Here is a 17,331-nt window from a genome sequence, read left to right as displayed (position 1 = left end):
ATCAGCTAATAACTTACGAACTTTTTTGCTGTCGAAGAAAGGCAGATTATCTAGACTCGATGAATTCAGGGTATCATTCACCATTTCAAATAATGGCCCTTGTTGCATCAGTGTGGATGGTGGGGCTCTGAAATAATGTTTCTTACGAGTGTATAGCTCATGCGGTAAATACGGCTTCATGGCCTCACGGAATACAAATTTTTCCGTATTACCTCGAATTTTTAGGTGCACTGGTAAGTTAGCCGCCAGCTCCATGACTTTGTGATCAAGCAGTGGAACACGACCTTCAACACTGTGTGCCATTTCCATGCGATCGCCTAAGGTGGTTAAAACAAAGTTTGGCAAGAAAGATTTTGCCCATAGGTACATCGAGCGGTGAACTGGGTCGATTTTGCTTAATTTACGGTGATCTAATTGGTTGAAGAAGATTCGGTATGGTTCAACATCCCCAAACTTTTCAATTTGTGAGTTGGCATAAACATTTTGCAGCTCTTTAAACCATCCAGCTTGGTTATCTAGCCAAGATACGCCGTGGCCCAGCTGTTGCGTTAACCATTCCACGTCTTTTGGCATGCCTTTTTGAGTGTACCCGGCTTGATTGCCTTTCATTTTGCTTAAAATGGCGTTGATGTCGTCAGGGTTTTGTTGTTCAGAGTTAAACAATGCCATGTCGCGTTTAAAGTGAGGGTAGCCACCAAACACTTCATCGGCGCCTTCGCCAGTGAGCACCACCTTGTTGCCAGCGTCCTGGACAATGCCACTTAAGATGTATTTTGCGACCCCATGGGCGTTAAAGAATGGGGTTTCGTTATGCCACACGGCTTGTTCAAAGTTATCCGCTAAGTCTTGCTGTGTGACTGGAATAGTGTGAAAACGAGCGCCGTTTTTCTCTGCCGCTAAGCGAGCAAATCGATTCTCATCGTAGTCTTCCATTTCACCAAACGATAAGTTGAAAGCATCCAGCGATTTACCACTTAGTTTGGTGGCCATACCGAGTATGGCGGAAGAGTCAACACCACCACTCAAATAAACACCGATAGGCACATCGGCGCGCAAGCGTAATTTTACCGATTCTTCAATGGCATCATGAACTTGTTTGATGGCTTCCTCATCTGAGATGTCATTGGCCTGCATGGTGTCGGCATCTTGGTAATCAATGTCCCAGTAGCACAGTTGTGACGCGCCTGATGGTGTTACCGTCATTAAGTGGCCTGCGGGGACCGATTTGACATTTTTAAATAAGGTGTTGTTGTTGAGATAAAAGGCACGAGTGTTGTAGGACGCTTCATCCCATACGGCACCCACACCGGCATCTAAAATGGCTTTTATTTCGGAAGCAAAGTAGTAGCGGCCTTGCTCTTCAGCAAAAAACAACGGTTTAACGCCAGCACGATCTCGCATTGCGATCACGAGGTTTTGACGTTCATCGAACAACACTAATGAGAACTCACCACGTAATTTTTCCAATCCTTTTGTGCCGTATAAACGGTACAAGTGAAGTGCAATTTCGCTGTCTGATTGAGTCACGAATTGGCAACCTTGTTGAGTCAGCTCATAACGGATTTTCTCAAAATCATAAAATTCACCGTTCACCACTAAGTGGATAGAACCATCGACACTGTGAATAGGCTGAAGGCCGTTGTCTAAGCCAATGATACTCAATCGAGTGTGGCCCATGATCATGCGTTGATCGTAAGACTGCCATACGTGGCCTTCATCTGGCCCGCGGTGGTGAATGGCAGTTAAGCCTTGCTCTACTTGCTGTGGTTTGATTTGATTAAGAGGATTAGTACTGTAAACCGTTAAAAAGCCGCACATGGTAAAATTTCCTTTTTCAACTATTGGTTGCGTGATCGAAGGTGTGTTTAATAATGAGGGCGTTACGCTGCTCTGCTCATTTGATTGAAAACGCGTTCATACACTCGTTTATTGTTGTTAATGGCAGCCAGTCTAAAGTTTGCATTGGACGATACGTTGTAACGCTGATTTGGCTGGTTGTATTCACGTAGTTGATACATGTATTGGCTGTAAGTGTCGTAACTTAGGGCTTGTCGATTCGCGAGTTTGCTTTGATTTCCTTGTTTGTTGGTAACTTTGCGGTAATTTTTATTCACGGTGCCTGAGAAGAACTCGCCAACAGCGCCAGAGCCATAGCTAAAGAAACCTATCTTCTGTCCTGTTAGATCTGTGTCGGCGTTATCCAATAAGGACAGTAAGCCAATATACAGACTGGCGGTGTAAGTATTGCCGATCTCACGACCGTATTGTTGGCTGATGGTATAAGTCGTATCGGCTTTCTCTTGCATTTGCTCCGGGTAAATGGCGCTTAGGTGTTCATAAGCCTTCTTGGCCATCTTGGTAAAAGGTTGATGGAAGCACAACCAATCTAAGTTATTCAGCGTTTGCCCGCCGTTGGTTAGGTAGCTTTCATAGCTGTCTACCATGACATTAAGATAAGCGTCTTTTGATAATTCGCCATCAACAAGAGCGTGTTTGAAGTCATTTGGTCGCCAGAAGTCCATGATGTCTTCACTGTGGAAGCCACGCTCAGCATCAATTTCAATCACGTCTGGGTTAGCTGCAATCAGCATGGCCACTGCGCCGGCACCTTGTGTGCATTCTCCAGGAGTGTCCTGTTGATATCGGGCAATGTCGCACGCCACAACTAATACTGACTCTTCTGGGCGAGTACGCACCATGTCACACGCCATTTGCACGCCAGCTGTTCCGCCATAACAAGCTTGTTTAAGTTCAAATGCACGACAATTTGAGTGCATATCAATCAGCCCCATCAAGTACGCCGCACCTGATTTCGACTGATCTACGCCTGACTCTGTAGCAAAAATGAGTGTGGATATGTTTTTGATGTCGTCTGGAGAAATGGAATCCAGCAAGTCTTGTGCTGCATTGGCCGCAATCGAAATGGTATCTTCATCCGGTGTTGGCACGGCCATTTTTGATTGGCCGATACCATAAATGTATTTCGCTGGATCTATGTTGTGTGCGTTTGCTAGCGTTTCTAAATTCAGGTAATTATTGGGGGTGCTAAATTCAATTCTATGAATACCGACTTTAAGCTCTTTGTTCATCTTCCTTTCCCTTATAAATTTATTTTTAATTATTTAGCTGGCGTGTCTCTCTGCCGTTGAAATTAATAATAAGTATTCATGGAAGGAAAAAAATTGAAAAAAATATTTAAATAATAACCAAAAAATGAAATCGTATTGATGGTTATTTAAATTATACATTTAAAATCAATATTTTAAGTGTAACTTCTTAGCGGTTATTTTTTGGTGTGGTTTTTATTATTATGTTTTTTCATTTAAGGGCTAGGAAATATATTCTTATTTTTAAAACTTATTTATATGATTAACATCTAAAGGTAGATAATTAACTTCTAAAAAATAGAAGGGTAAATAATATAAATCAGGAATATTTCCATATCTATATTGAGACTTTTAATTTATTTATAGTGCACTATAATTTCAGATTGCAGTGTCATTATCATGATTTCTTTCGCGCTAATACCATAGCGCCATCACGAGCCAAAATGCCTCGACCATATCGAGTTACCATCACATCACTCGACCAACGGCCCGACTGTTGGATTTGAAGTGTACTGTATCCTTTTCTTAATAAATCTTGTGTCGCCCCGACACGTGCACTGTGTGCAGTAAATGGCTTACCACCTCGACGAGCTAAATCCAGATCTTCCCATGCCTGATTAAATACCCTTCTGATCGTTTTTGTGGTGATGGGAACATGCTCCAGTTTGCCGGTATCTTCATTTGCTTTGGGATGCATACATACATTGTATTTTGACACCCCAACAAACAGGTACCCCTCTCCCGACAAATCCAGATTCCCCATTTCGGCGTAGTCCAGGATGAGCTCTGCCACGTCGTGACTCAGTACGCAAGCATCAGGCTCACCAGAATGATTTGTTTTTGTAATAGGAATCGTCAGCATAATTGTGCCGTCATCTTCAAAGGCCAAATCACTGACACGAATGTTCGCCAATTCAGCCCCTCTCAACATGGATTCATACGCCACAGCCAACATAGCCAAGTTACGACGTACCAATACCTTGTCACTTTCCCCCCAGACGGACATTAATTTTGTCAGGTGTTGCTCATTGAATGGGGATGCCTGCGTAATGAATTCCCCCTCTTTTGCTTTTGTACGAGCAATGGCTTTCAGCCGATCACCCACAAAAACATCAACACAAGGATCAGGGCACCCCGCAACACGGTGGATGCGAGAAATCGCCCATTTGTAGACAGATAAGGTATTACGGTGCAGATCTGTAGACCGTGACACAAAAAAGGCTTCCACGGTATCGGGCGACGCCGGTAAAGAGTGACATTGGTGAGAAACACACCACCCCACAAAACACCCCCATGCACTTTCAAGACGACGAAGGGTTTCAGGAGAATAACGATCTTTTCGGGTGTTGAACTCATTGAGTCGCTGCTCGGTGGTCGCCCTACATTGTGCCTCCTCAGCAACCCTCGCCCTTTGTTTGTGTGCGACTTCAACCACGGACTTTACGGAAACGTTACCCAACAAAGGGAATGGGGCCTCTTGGCTTCTTTTCGCCATGCTATGTGCTCATTTCATATTATTTGAGTGCATAGTGGAGCATCGACTGTGAATTATCAATGTCCGAGAATGTTAATTCTCGGACATTGATGTTGCTATACGGCTTCGCCGATGATTTTTCGGTAACGCACCAATCGATCCCTGTCAGCTTTAGGCAGCACACGATTAACGGCTTCTAATTTCTTTTGATGACTGACTAAAATTGCCATACAGCGTCGGGCCCACTCGCCTTCAGCGTGAGAGGCTTTCCGCACCCGAGGACGTGGGGGTAACCGCGGTCGCTCCAACTTTTTCACCCCAGTCATCTCCATCTGAACCGCACTTTTTTTGCTAAAAAACAAAATGATACGGGTGAATTTTTTACCGATTTTGCTGTAAATATCTTTTTCAAATAATACATCAAAATCTGTTTTTTCTGTCAGCTCCTTGGGCAACTTAAAATTGGCAGAAAATTGTGCAATGCTTTTATATTTAGTATCCATCAGCTTATTACATTGCTCTAAATCAAGGGCTAAGGACCATCCATCACATTCAGGTCGAGTGGAGTTTGCGGTCATTTGCAGTAATGAGTAGAGTTTGCTCCCCGCTTTGGTCAAGTGACGAGTGATCTTACCGTCAATGCGCGTAAAGTACTTATTTAACAACAACATTTCCATTGCTAACTTTTCATGCAAAACCAAAGTAATGGACGCAGCACTCCAGAACTTATTGCCTCCTTCACCACCACGTGTCCACCCCTTCTCTTTCATCATGTCGCGATGGACAGATGCAATGGTATTTTCACCCGCCTTCTTTTGTTGCACATGAAACGTAATATCAGACACCGGGTGCGAGAGCCCCATTTTTAATAACCCATTTACCGAGGAAAAGCTGACGGAAGAAAGCACTTCATCAAATAAACTTAATGCATTCAGTGTAAACTCCCGGTACCCAGTGTTCGGTGACAGCTTATAATCTCGAATATAATCTTTTGCATATAGAGTGACCGTCCGATAGCTTTCCGGCACCACTGCTTTTCCTTCATTAAACGCTTTAATAAATTCAGGGGAATTCAGCAAATCTAAAGGGTACACATCTATTTTTTTACATAACTGTTCAAAAATGCGCCACGATTCAGGGCGCATTTGCAATAAACCTGTGATCACCTCATTGGATAACCGATAATATTGTTCTTTTTTATCCAATTGATAGTTGTAACCAAACTGCTTTAACTTTCCTTGTAAATCAGCAGACTGATGTAATGAACACGCCAGTACAGATGACTCCGTTAGTGATGTCATTTCCAAACCCTGTGGATAATTTTTAATTCTTATTCAATTAAATACATAGGATCACTTTGAATACGCTTCAAAAAATACATGAAATCACTTTGAGTAAAAAAGCGACTCCTTCATAACATACATCCCATTACTTCGTATTAACCATCAAATCACTTCGCTATGTACATCAAATCACTTCGTATTACGCATCTAATTACACTCTTGAAATAACAAAAAAACAAATAAATACATAAGCTTATTCAAGTTAAAGTGCAATTAAGTGAAGTGAAATAAAGTACTTAAATAGATCTATATAAGTAAGTAAAGAAAGGACTAAGATCCAGCATCAAAGATGCATTTTCAGATAAAAACCCCGTTAAAATGAAAAAAAATGTAACAAAATTATCATTAAAATCAACAAGGGTTAGCTTGAGGAAATCACCATCGGATCAAAAATACGATCACTAAAAAGCACAGCCAACCCCTGTGCTTTTTATTACTAACCTAAGTAACGTCTTAAGGTTTCTTCAATCACAGCGTCCAATTCGTTTTGAAGGGCTTTAGGCACACGATTAAACTCATAATTAAACTGCCGATCTTTTGTGCGTTTTCGAGCAAATGTATTATTGTCTTCAAACTGCCACAACTTCTCTACTTTTACAGTTTTTCCCTTGGGCTTTTTTAACTGACGATTCGCAACCTGACGATATAACGTAACTAAAGCGGCTTTTACTTCATCAGGGGCCAAATCCTCATCAAGCTCACTTTTTTCCAGCATAACTTGAGCAACCACCTCCACGAGATCATTCCCTTTCGTGCTTAATGACATCGAGATGTCAAGTAAGGCTTTATAATCAGGGTAAGAAAGTTCCGAATGATCTGGAAAAACAGAAAGCATCTCAGGCGGAACGGACGCTGCTTGAATCGCACGAGTCACTTTTGCTGTCGACAGGTTTTGACTTGAGGCAATGTCCTTTTGACTCATTCCACTGTCACGTAATACCAATAAGCGCATGCCGATTTCACGTAAATTGTGCTCACGAGCCGTTTGAATATCTGCCGCTAGTTGGCGGGCGTCTTCTGTTGTGATGTTTTCATCCGTCACCAAGATTTTCAACTCAGCTTGTGCAAATAAAGCCGCAGCCCGTCGACGTGAACCATCTAAAACCTCAATACGATCCCCGACCTTTCGTCCGATAGCAGGGAAGAATTGTTGAAGACCAATCGTACGCACAATATCGGCAACAGACTCTTTTGTTAAAGCTTGTTGATCACGGCCATTGGTTTCCAAATCAACAAACGTCTTCGCTTCCAACTCTGCAGCATGGATGGATTGTAGAGTGAAAACCACATGTTTCCCAGATGCCATCACAAAGGTTCGTATGTTTTCTGAGCGTTTTGTCGACTCACAAGTCAATGATTTACTAGTAAAAGTGCGCCCTATTGTTTTACGTTTACTCATGTTTTACCTCAATTAGAGCGAATAAACTCAATGCGATCAAACACCGATTTAGCAAAATCTTCTGCGGCTGCTCTTGCGCTTTTCAACGCTTCGTTACTGCCAACATAGGTAGAAGGGTTCGCAGAAATCACCGTGTCAAAAGACTCCCCACAACGTTCAAAACCGTCTAATCTCGGTAAAGCAACATCTAACATGTCCCCTCCAAAGATTTCTTTGGCCAAGCTGTGACACAATTTATGATCGGCTTTATTTGCCAGCTTAGACATAAATCCGATGTTGCCTTGTACCTGTAATGAACAACCAGAATCACGAATAATGTCTAATAATTCAGGTAATCGGTTTAAATATTTTAGGGTGGAGTGAAAGTCAACTTGTGCTGGCGGGATCGGGGTCATAAATAAATCAGATGCAGCCAAAGCATTGGTCAAAAAAGGATCAAGATGAGGACCGCTGTCAATAAAGATTAAATCATAATCAAATTGAAGTTTATCAATAATATTGTCACGCAAAATCCGATGACGGTTATGGGTCGGTAAATATTCCTCACAGAGATTTTCCCAACGTGAAGCAATAAAAGCATCTTCGATGGAAGCTGGGATCACATCCACTCCGGGGACCCCAGAGTGGACAATAAATTCATTGATTAATTCTTCACGGGTGACATTTTGAAGCATGGCTTGTGCTGCTGTTTCCTCAATAGAACCAATCGCATGTGTATGATTAAGAAACATGGTTGCAGAAGACTGAGGATCAAGATCTATTACTAAAATACGTAAGTCTTCTTTTAATAAATGAGGATGAGTCCGTAATCCATGAGCTAAAGAGACGGTACTGACGGTTTTAGAAACACCTCCCTTTAAATTACCAAGAAAAATTGTAAAAGCGGTTGAATGTTTACTGCGGTATTTAGGCACGTTGCGATGCTGGTAAATATCAGCGATATTTTGAATGGACATGGTGTATTTTTCTGAGCTACCAGCTTTACGTTTTGCAAAGGTATAGCCTGTTTGTTCCATTTCACCAACGGTTTTATCAACAATTGCTTTGCTCAGTTGAGGCAGTTTTGCCACAGCAGCTTTAGAGTACACTTGATAATAAGTATGCGATTGTAGTTCTTTTTTTTGTTGATTTATTTGCTCTGTTAATTCAATCAGCATTTGTCCAGAACGTTCAGCAACACGATTAATTAATTCATTGGGATCCGACATGTCATACTTTCCTTGAATATGCAGGTTTTTTGTTTTCATCTTATAATGCTGCATGTTTTAAGAGAAGTAAATGCATGTGGATCATGCTTAATTTTTATTATGAAAGCACGTATTTATCATATATACGTAATGTTTAAAATTTAAACATAAAAATGTTGGTTTTGATTGTGGGAAAGTGTGTAAATCTTTGATTTTCCACTTATCCACAATCACTATAAATCTTATTTAAACTATTTAAACTATTTAAACTATTTAATCTATAAGATCTATAGCGTTTTTAAATGCTTGATTTAATTAGATAAAAAGGGGGTTATTGATCATATTTATGGTGTAAAAGGAACACAAATATGGCTTTTATGATCATATTTATGGCTTTTATGATCATATTTATGGCTTTTATGATCATATTTATGGCTTTTATGATCATATTTATGGCTTAATGATGACACATTTATGGCCTATTATCTTATGGAGCCATAAATGTGTTACTTTTCGGGAAAGAAGCCAGATAAAAGGGTTACCCGCTGTAGCTATTGATAACATAATTGTGGCTTGGATCGTAAATTAAGCCATAAATATGATCAGTATTGTGGGTTGCCTTCCATTTGTTTTAACGTTTTTATGTTGGCGAGCATGGTATCAATGTCTTCTTGCTCTGGTGTGCTTTCTGGGCTTGTGACCGCTTCATGCTGGCGTTGAAAGATAGAGTGGTCTATTTGCTCTGCCGTATCGGTCTGATTGATGGCTCGGTACGCTTGGGCAAGCAATTGCAGCTCTGAGATAGAGAGCCTTTCGCCAGACTGTAAACGTTGGAGTTCCAATTTACGGATGGTTTCTTTGGCATCGTGGGTATTTAGCTCTTGGACAGTGTTTGTTTCTAACCAACGGTACAAAAACTCGATACCGACAATTTTCCGGCCTTGTTTTATCAACTGATAGCCTTGTTCCCCTTTGTCACTTGGCAGAAAAAGAAGTTCTTTTCGAGTTTGTGGGTTATTGGATATTTCTTTGATGCTGTCACGAATGCAACGCTTCATAAAGACACTGTTGTTTTTAAATGATGTCTTGTCCGTTTTGAGCTGCCCTTTTTCATCTAAAATGCCAAACAGGCCTTTTAGATCCTCTAAATTTTGAGCTTTCATGGTGGTGCCTTCAGTTTTAAAGCGACTGAGTAATTCGTAAAGGCGTTTGGAGTATTCTTTTTTTAAGTTGAAGAAGTTACGTGCATTGATCAAGGCAAAACCTTGGTTGTATTCGATGTACTCGGTTCGTAACTCATCATTGGGGATCATAACCAGACAGCCATTTTTGTAGGTGAGTCGTTTAAAAAATGGGATGTAGTCGAATTCTTCTTCTCCTTTTTTTGATAGGGTACGAAGCCCCACCTTACGTTGTGACAAGCGTTCTGCAACAGGACTGAGAATGGATCCAACGTGGCGAGATTCTATGCTCAGCCATTCAGAGATCTGGCTACAGGGAAAGGAATACACAGGAGTATTATTATGCCAATCTGGTTCTTTCATGTGGGCCATCATTAGTGCAAATAAATCCGCTTCTCGAGCGGATAGATCTTGGCGGCTAAAAACCAGTTGGTGCCCTTTTTTAATGTGCTTGGGCAGCGTTGGGCTAATCGAAGGGGCATTGGGGGGGATTTTCACATGAGTACTTATTATTTGGGGACAGAATAGTGGCATTAAATAACGTAATTATGGCTTTGGCAAGTTGGGTTAATTAATCAGTGAAAGCTAAGTGGGAAGAGTAAAATAAACGGGTTAGCTAAAAGGTGGGTTAACCTGTTAGATTTTTTATTTAATATTTTGATTTAATTGATTTTTATTGTTTTGTTTCAGGGTGAAATCACCCTGATTTCAGGGCGAGGTGATTACGAAAAACCGTTATTTTATGTTTAGCGCTGCTGTTCAGTATTAAAGCTAGGTTGATGAGCCATGCTTTTTAAGCTGGTAAAAAGATCAAATAAAGTGTTGACTTCACCAATGTGTGCGAGGTTAGGGCTCATGCCTAGCTGTAAGCGTACCATGCGTGTGGCACCTTTAAGTAGGTCGACTGGGACCAACGTGCCTTGTTCTATCTTTTTCTCTACCATGTGCTGAGGAAGCCAGCCAAACCCCTGTCCTTTTTCAATGGCGGTTAATGCCATGACGAGGCTGCTTACGGTGAGTCGCTGGTGAGAGCCAAGCCATCCGCTGTCAATGTTTTGGTTTCCTGAATCTCTGATCACAACCTGACGATGCCGCTTTAACTCGGGTTGAAATATCTGTTCTTCATCGGCAAGAGGAAAATCGGGGGAGCAAACACAGCGAAGCTCTACTTCCACGAGGGGCTCCATGATGGTTTCTTTTGGCAATCGACTGGCAATAGCCAGAGACACGGCCCCGGTGCTCAGTAATTGCCCCGCTCCTGAAAGGGAGGTTTCAAATACTCGAATGGAAACTTTAGGAAAAACAACATTAAAACGCTCCAGAACTTCATGAATAAAATCAAATTCCAGTAAAACATCCACAGCGATATTAATCTCGGTCATCAGGTGGCCTTGGTATTTTGAGGCCAAGGTTTCTATTTGAAGGGCGCTACTTTGTAGGCTTTGTGCTCGTGGTAATAAACTGTGGCCCAGATCGGTTAAAATTGATTTTCGACCTTCAACAATGAATAAAGAGTTGCCAAGCAGAGACTCCATTTTCTTGATACTGTGGCACACTGCGGACTGACTTTTGTTGAGCGCTTGAGCCGCTTTCATCGCACTGCCTTCTTCGGCAATGGCAATGAACGTTTTCCACATTTCTAAAGTCACACGCGCTGACATCGTCATTCCCTTTTTTATTATTGATTGGTTTGTTTACATGCCATGACATCTAAACGGAAGGTCGGTTGTAGTGCAACTAAATGATTATGTAGTTACCCATCGAAAAAGATTTTTATGAAGTGAATCGCAGAGTTTGTTTTTTCGTCTGGATGTTCTCATCATAACTTTATTTATGTTTGCGTAAGATCAATAACAGGGAAGAAAGAATATGGGTGTAAAATATCAGTATGATTCACAGGGATGGGCCAACATCCAGCTAGATCGTGCCCGTGTGCACAATGCGTTTGATGATAGCCTGATTGCGGACTTGATCACCGCCATTGATAAGGCACATCAAGACAAGGCCAGAGTGATTGTTTTATCCAGTCAGGGAAGGCACTTTTCGGCTGGCGCTGATCTGGGATGGATGAAGTCTATGGCCGATAATACGATGACGGACAATGTGAATGACTCATTGCAATTGGCTGCGTTGATGGAAGCATTGAATTGTGCAAATATGCCAGTGATCGCGTTAGTGCAAGGGGCCGCGTTTGGCGGTGCCGTGGGGCTTGTCGCTTGCAGTGATGTGGTGATCGCAGCTCCTGATGCCACCTTTTGTTTAAGTGAGGTGAAATTAGGGTTGATCCCTGCGGTGATCAGCCCTTATGTGATCAAAGCCATGGGAGAGGGCCATGCTCGGCGTTACTTCTTAACCGCTGAAAAGTTTGATGCGATCACAGCTCAGAGATTAGGTTTGGTCCATGTGATTTCGGAAAACCTGGAACACGCTCGGGATGAGATGTTATCTCACCTTATGAATAACTCACCAAAAGCCTTGTCGGCGGCGAAGCGATTAATTGCGGATGTGGCGGGGCAGCCAGTGGATGAGGGCTTGATCGCCGATACGGCCCGGAGAATTGCTGAGATCAGGGTATCGGATGAAGGGCAGGAAGGACTGGCCGCTTTTTTTGAGAAACGGCCGCCGTCCTGGATTGAATCATGACGCTTAGCTGAGCTTGGTCGCGAGTTTGGCTACATGCTGACCTTGGAACTGTGCCATAGAAAGCTCTTTTGGGGATGGTTGGCGAGAGCCGTCTCCGCCAGCAATGCAGGCTGCGCCAAGGGGAGATCCGCCTTTGACTTCGGAGGTGTCAACCAGCTCGGAAGCGGTGTAAGGTAAGCCAACCACAACCATGCCATGGTGGAACAATGTCGTATGGAAAGATTGTAGGGTGGTTTCATTTCCACCACCAGTGCCTGTGGAGGTGAAGACGCTGCCAATTTTTCCGACGAGTTTTTTTTCAAACCAAAGCCCACCGGTTTGATCAAGGAAGTTTCGCATTTGTGCCGCCATGTTACCAAATCGTGTCGGCGTGCCAAAAATGATCGCATCGTAATTAGCCAGATCATCAGGCTGAGCGATGTCTGCGATTTGGTTGGTTTGAATGCCAGCTTGTTGTGCGACTTCTTCTGGAACCAACTCCGGTACGCGTTTGATATCGACTTGAACATTTTCAACTGTTTTTGCTCCTTCCGCTACAGCTTGAGCCATGGTTTCAACGTGGCCATAACTGGAGTAGTAAAGAACCAATACTTTTGTTGTCATTGTGCTACCTTATTTTTGATGAATCCTGTGGTTGATAATGCATTGGGCGGTGCTGTTATTTTACGAATAAGTTGTCCAGTTGCTCCTCTGTTAAGGCGTTAGTGATCACATGCTCACCATTCACCACTAGGGTCGGGATGCTGCGAATATTGAGCTGTTGAGCGAGGCTAATGTCTGCTTCAACCGCCGTTCGGACTTGTTCACTGTCCAGAAGTTCTTCAAATTTCTGGCTGTCGAGGCCGATATTTTGGGCGGCTTGAATAATGGTCTGTCGTTCACCAATGTTATCGTTCACTTTTAAGTGCAGACGCTGGATCTCATCAAAGTAATCCCAGTGGGTATCTGAATTACCAAGGATTTCGGCGGTTTTAGCCCCTAAGGCCGCTAAATAGCCACTTGGGTATGAAAACGGTTTTGCACGCATGCCTTCAATATTGAAAGCGGTTGGGTCATCGGCTTTTTGTTGGCATGCTACCCAGTGGTTTAGGATTTCTGATTTTGCGCCAGCTAACGAGCCGAAGCGTTGGATCATTTCTTCGTCATTGCGTTGTAAGACAAAGCTGCGTTGTTTGATCTCGACGTCAGCGCGTTGAGCCAGCTTGCGTAATCTTGGGCTCAGTACGTAACACCATCCACAGACTGCATCATGAAAAAATTCAATCGTTACTTTTGACATTGTTTTTCTTTCCCGTTGTTTGTTGAGTACGAAAAGATAGTAGGTGGGATCGAGTGAGAAAAAAATTGAAAAAAGTGGCCTTGATTTATCAAATAAATTCAATTGATGGCGGGGGCGATGATCTGAGGTGTACTGGCCACATGTATTTGAATCATTGTCGTCTATGTGTGATTTGCTTGAATAAATTGCCAGCGAAGTAGCTCTGGCTCCGAGCTCTTGCAGTGTTGCAACGACAAGGTTCTCCAGCGATGTGAAGGCGATGAGGTTTGATCGGAGCGCTCTCCAGCGGCCAGGCATAAATTAGAGCCGTGTAGGTTAATTTTTCCATCAAGTTGCCACTCAAACTGCTGTAGTTGTGGTGTTTCTAAAAAGTGCGAATGCTCACCACAGTCTCTTGCCATGATGGTGGCTCCGGGTAACGCTTTGGTGTGAGGGGCAATGGCCGTGAGGCATTTGTTGTACGCCGGTAAATAAATTTCCCCGCTGTCTAAGACGGACATGGCTTGATCTTTAAACAAGCCCTTTTTGCAATTATGGGCGATCAAGGGTAAGTCCAATCGTTCATAAGGGCTATAACCAATCACATCCACGCAAAATCCATCTTTTGGTCGATCTAATTTGTCGATCAATTGAATAACCCCGACAGGATTTTGGGGGCTATCCGGTGTTGTTGAATGAGCGTGGGTAAGTAGTGATGTTACCGCACCTAGTGTAGCTGTGATGAGGAGGGCGTGTGAGGTTTTCATTGTAGCGTCACCTTCTGAGTGGTATTTAGCTCTTGTCGTCGCTTGAATTTACTCAGCTGGGCGGAGGCGATGAGAGTCCGCTTGCCTGACTTAGTGAGTTTGTAGGCGTAACATTGACTGAATAACAGGTTACGTCCGTTGCGGCTGATTTCCGCTTCAAACTCAACGGTTTCACCACGCTGAGTGGCTGACATTATGTTAGAAGAGAAATTATTGGTAATGGCGTATTCTCCGTCGTCTAAGGTCGCAATGGTGGCCAACATGCTAGTGACATCCATCATGGAGTAAATTACACCGCCATGTAAGGTTTGACTTAAGTTGTCAATGTGCTCTGTGACAGTCATGCGGGTTTTACAAAAACCGGGCTGCTGGGTCATAATTTCAATACCACAAAATTGTTGGTATTCGTGCTCAAGCAATGCCGTTGAAAGCTTTTGAGCGTAGGGGGTTAAGGGGGTTTCTTGAGAGGAAGATGGGATCATTGTCTTGTCCTTTTCTGATATGGTTTAATTACCGATTTTCCAATGATGTTTTGTAACACTTCGGTGGTTCCGCCACCAAGTGAGAGAATTTTGGCGTCTCTGAAGACTCGCTCTGAGACATGGCCCACTTCGCAGCCTTTGGCTCCAAAGACTTGTACCCCCAGCGTTGATACAGTATCTAAAGCCCGAGTTGCGATCACTTTGGCAATGCTGGCTTCCTCATCACTTAATTCGCCGCGATGAATGGCTGTGGTGCAATTGTCTACTTGTGCTTTGGCAGACGTTAACTGTATTTTCATTTCCGCTAAGTGATGCAAGATGGCTTGTTTTTTATGAAGAGGAGCGCCGTGTACTTGACGTTTGTGGCTGTAAATGGCGCTGGCTTCAAGCACGTTGCTCGCGTCGGTGGCTGCCATGGCGGCTAAGTTAATGCGTTCTCTTTTCAGCATGGATTTTAGGGTGCTAAAGCAAGTGTGATGATCGGCTATGAGCTCTCCTTTGGCGGCGTTGAATTCCACATCTGCCACGTCTAAGCATTGCCAGCCTAGTGTTGGGATCCGATCGCTTGATGTGGTTTTTCGTTCACTGTGAACAAGAAAGAGCCCCATTTCTTCTTGGTCGGTGTCATCCGCCATGTATTTGGCCAGCGTGATGAAGTAATTCGAGCGCGTTCCACCACAAATAAAGCTCTTTTGTCCGCGGATCTCATAGTGCCCTGAATGGGTTGGTTGTGCCGTTGTGGTGATGGCGGACACATCGGAGCCGGCGTGAGGCTCTGTAATGGCCAGTGAAATGGTGGCTTCCCCATCAAGCACTTGGTTGATCACTTGAGTAAATTGATTGTGTTGATTGTGTTGATGCAGAGCACTTAAACTGACCAAATAAGAAGCGAGTCCCATGGTTAAGCCCTGGCTACCGTGCTCTGTTAACGTGTTGATCAGGGTAATGGCGGCATCCACATCACTAAATAATTGGTCCAAATTGTCATGCCCCAAGCGAAGTAACCCTTTGCTGCCTGCCATGTCATGCAGCTCTTGAGGGTAAGCGCCCGCAGACTCCCACTGTGTGATATACGGCTCTATGTGATCACGAGCAAAACGGTGTAATTGGTTATTGAATGACGGAATCATGGTGCCCCCTAAAACGCGGTTGTCTTGGCTAAATCATGAAAGCGTGCCATTGCGTTGCCTAGTCGCTCTTGGTTTTTCACGCTTTCTTTTTGGAAGTAGAATAAATCCGTCAGTTGTTCCATGACTTCAATCAGTTGGCAAGAGCGTTGCGCTACGCGAGTTTGATAGCGTTGCAGAGCTGGTTGAATGTCCTTAAAACAGTTTCCTGTCAGTGCTTGAGCGAGCATAAAACAGTTTTCCAGTCCTAGGGTTAAGCCGTAACCGAGGGTTGGTAGCATGCCGTGAATGCTGTCGCCAAGAAGCACACATCGTCCGTTGTACCATTTGTGGCCAGGGGTGATGGCATTCAGTGGCAGAGTCAAAATATTTTCATCTTGGGTCTTTTCAATCATCGTTAGCAGCGGTGACGGTAGCCCTTCTAGTCGCTCAACCATTTCAGCCCTTTCTAATGTTGGCTGGTTAAGATCGTGTTGGTAAGCCACAAACCAGTAGCGAAAACGTGTGTCATTATCTAAGGGGTACGTGACTAACCTTGCTTGGTCGTGCGCAAAAATTTGGCAGGCCTTGTCCTCTAATACATCACTGTCAAAACGAACGACGCCGCGGGAGGCGATGACACCAGTGTAGTGCGGTTTATTGTCATTTACGTATTCACGTACCTTTGATGAGATCCCATCTGTTCCTACCACTAAATCAAACTCTTCACGAGCACTGCCATTGATTTCAATGATGGCTTTTTCTTGGGTATTAATGACGTCAGTGCAAGCGGTACCATAGCGGATCACACCTTCGCCGAGTTCTTCTTTTAATAAATTAAATAGTCGCTTACGCTCAAACATCACCGCTGGAGCTGGAAAATCATGGCCAGGCATTTGCACTAATTGGCGATGAATTTCTTGACCATGGCGATTTAAAGTCACTAAAGAGTCAATTGGCTGTCCGCTGTCTAAAAAATCGTTATCCCCTAAAATAAAGCGGAGAATTTGTACGCCTTGTGGCCAGACATAAATGCCTGTTCCGGAGTCTCTTGGCTCTTCACTGCGTTCAAATACCGTGATGTCATGGCCAAACTTTTTGAGTAAAAGGGCGCAGGCTAGCCCATTCAAACCTGCACCAACAATCCCTACTTTCATTATGCTGCTTCCTTGTACGTAGATGGCTCGGCGGTCATGTTGAACTTACGTTGTAAGATGCACAGACTTGTGAGTTCCATCAGCATTGGATCCAGTAGAGCTAGACGCTGAGAAGACATTTTCGGCATATCAGCTAATAACTTACGAACTTTTTTGCTGTCGAAGAAAGGCAGATTATCTAGACTCGATGAATTCAGGGTATCATTCACCATTTCAAATAATGGCCC

At 43.4% G+C, this 17,331-nt stretch carries 16 protein-coding genes; 1 reads left to right on the top strand and 15 read right to left on the bottom strand.

All coding sequences use genetic code 11. The annotated features are described in order from the left end of the window. The 8 genes from asnB to MHO82_RS24935 all read right to left on the bottom strand — a co-directional run. Positions 1-1,818: asparagine synthase (glutamine-hydrolyzing) (gene asnB, locus MHO82_RS24970; protein ID WP_239189188.1), on the bottom strand; the 1,818-nt coding region annotated here is incomplete at its 3' end. 62 nt (positions 1,819-1,880) lie between these two features. Beyond that, on the bottom strand, positions 1,881-3,089 hold the full coding sequence (locus MHO82_RS24965) for a hydroxymethylglutaryl-CoA synthase (RefSeq protein ID WP_239189186.1): 1,209 nt from the start codon (positions 3,087-3,089) through the stop codon (positions 1,881-1,883). Between the two features lie 415 nt (positions 3,090-3,504). After that, positions 3,505-4,602: a tyrosine-type recombinase/integrase gene (locus MHO82_RS24960; protein WP_239189184.1), complete on the bottom strand. Its 1,098-nt coding sequence runs from the start codon at positions 4,600-4,602 to the stop codon at positions 3,505-3,507. A 95-nt stretch (positions 4,603-4,697) separates the two neighbouring features. Then, positions 4,698-5,882, bottom strand: coding sequence for a replication initiation protein (locus tag MHO82_RS24955; RefSeq protein WP_239189182.1), 1,185 nt, complete (start codon positions 5,880-5,882; stop codon positions 4,698-4,700). Positions 5,883-6,360: 478 nt separating this feature from the next. Further along, complete coding sequence (locus MHO82_RS24950; protein ID WP_239189180.1) at positions 6,361-7,323, bottom strand: ParB family protein; 963 nt, start codon at positions 7,321-7,323, stop codon at positions 6,361-6,363. Between the two features lie 8 nt (positions 7,324-7,331). Continuing rightward, the gene (locus MHO82_RS24945) at positions 7,332-8,570 is read right to left on the bottom strand and encodes an AAA family ATPase (RefSeq protein ID WP_343299992.1); all 1,239 of its coding nucleotides are present in this window, start codon (positions 8,568-8,570) and stop codon (positions 7,332-7,334) included. Positions 8,571-9,112: 542 nt separating this feature from the next. Beyond that, positions 9,113-10,189: a replication initiation protein gene (locus MHO82_RS24940; protein ID WP_239189178.1), complete on the bottom strand. Its 1,077-nt coding sequence runs from the start codon at positions 10,187-10,189 to the stop codon at positions 9,113-9,115. 248 nt (positions 10,190-10,437) lie between these two features. Then, a complete protein-coding gene (locus MHO82_RS24935; protein ID WP_239189176.1) occupies positions 10,438-11,352 on the bottom strand; it encodes a LysR family transcriptional regulator in 915 nt (304 codons plus the stop codon). Positions 11,353-11,560: 208 nt separating this feature from the next. Here MHO82_RS24935 and MHO82_RS24930 point away from each other — a divergent pair, with 208 nt between their 5' ends. Next, on the top strand, positions 11,561-12,334 hold the full coding sequence (locus tag MHO82_RS24930) for an enoyl-CoA hydratase-related protein (protein WP_239189174.1): 774 nt from the start codon (positions 11,561-11,563) through the stop codon (positions 12,332-12,334). A 3-nt stretch (positions 12,335-12,337) separates the two neighbouring features. On the opposite strand, the gene wrbA is transcribed toward MHO82_RS24930, so the two are convergent. The 7 genes from wrbA to MHO82_RS24895 all read right to left on the bottom strand — a co-directional run. Then, positions 12,338-12,937: an NAD(P)H:quinone oxidoreductase gene (gene wrbA / locus MHO82_RS24925; RefSeq protein WP_239189172.1), complete on the bottom strand. Its 600-nt coding sequence runs from the start codon at positions 12,935-12,937 to the stop codon at positions 12,338-12,340. Between the two features lie 55 nt (positions 12,938-12,992). Continuing rightward, on the bottom strand, positions 12,993-13,613 hold the full coding sequence (locus MHO82_RS24920; RefSeq protein WP_239189169.1) for a DsbA family protein: 621 nt from the start codon (positions 13,611-13,613) through the stop codon (positions 12,993-12,995). Positions 13,614-13,774: 161 nt separating this feature from the next. Continuing rightward, positions 13,775-14,359, bottom strand: coding sequence for an RICIN domain-containing protein (locus tag MHO82_RS24915; RefSeq protein ID WP_239189167.1), 585 nt, complete (start codon positions 14,357-14,359; stop codon positions 13,775-13,777). Next, positions 14,356-14,841 carry a PaaI family thioesterase gene (locus MHO82_RS24910; RefSeq protein WP_239189165.1) on the bottom strand — a complete coding sequence of 162 codons (486 nt, stop codon included), beginning with the start codon at positions 14,839-14,841 and terminating at the stop codon, positions 14,356-14,358. The genes MHO82_RS24915 and MHO82_RS24910 overlap by 4 nt, the downstream gene beginning before the upstream one ends. Further along, positions 14,838-15,971 carry an acyl-CoA dehydrogenase family protein gene (locus tag MHO82_RS24905; protein ID WP_239189163.1) on the bottom strand — a complete coding sequence of 378 codons (1,134 nt, stop codon included), beginning with the start codon at positions 15,969-15,971 and terminating at the stop codon, positions 14,838-14,840. The genes MHO82_RS24910 and MHO82_RS24905 overlap by 4 nt, the downstream gene beginning before the upstream one ends. An 8-nt stretch (positions 15,972-15,979) precedes the next feature. Further along, the gene (locus MHO82_RS24900) at positions 15,980-17,104 is read right to left on the bottom strand and encodes an NAD(P)/FAD-dependent oxidoreductase (protein ID WP_239189161.1); all 1,125 of its coding nucleotides are present in this window, start codon (positions 17,102-17,104) and stop codon (positions 15,980-15,982) included. After that, the coding region (locus MHO82_RS24895) for a hypothetical protein (RefSeq protein ID WP_239189159.1) at positions 17,104-17,331 on the bottom strand (228 nt) is incomplete at its 5' end. The genes MHO82_RS24900 and MHO82_RS24895, both read right to left, overlap by 1 nt.

Source organism: Vibrio sp. Of7-15, from assembly GCF_022347565.1.
Classification (GTDB): domain Bacteria; phylum Pseudomonadota; class Gammaproteobacteria; order Enterobacterales; family Vibrionaceae; genus NORP241.
This window is presented reverse-complemented; position numbering and strand designations above follow the sequence as displayed.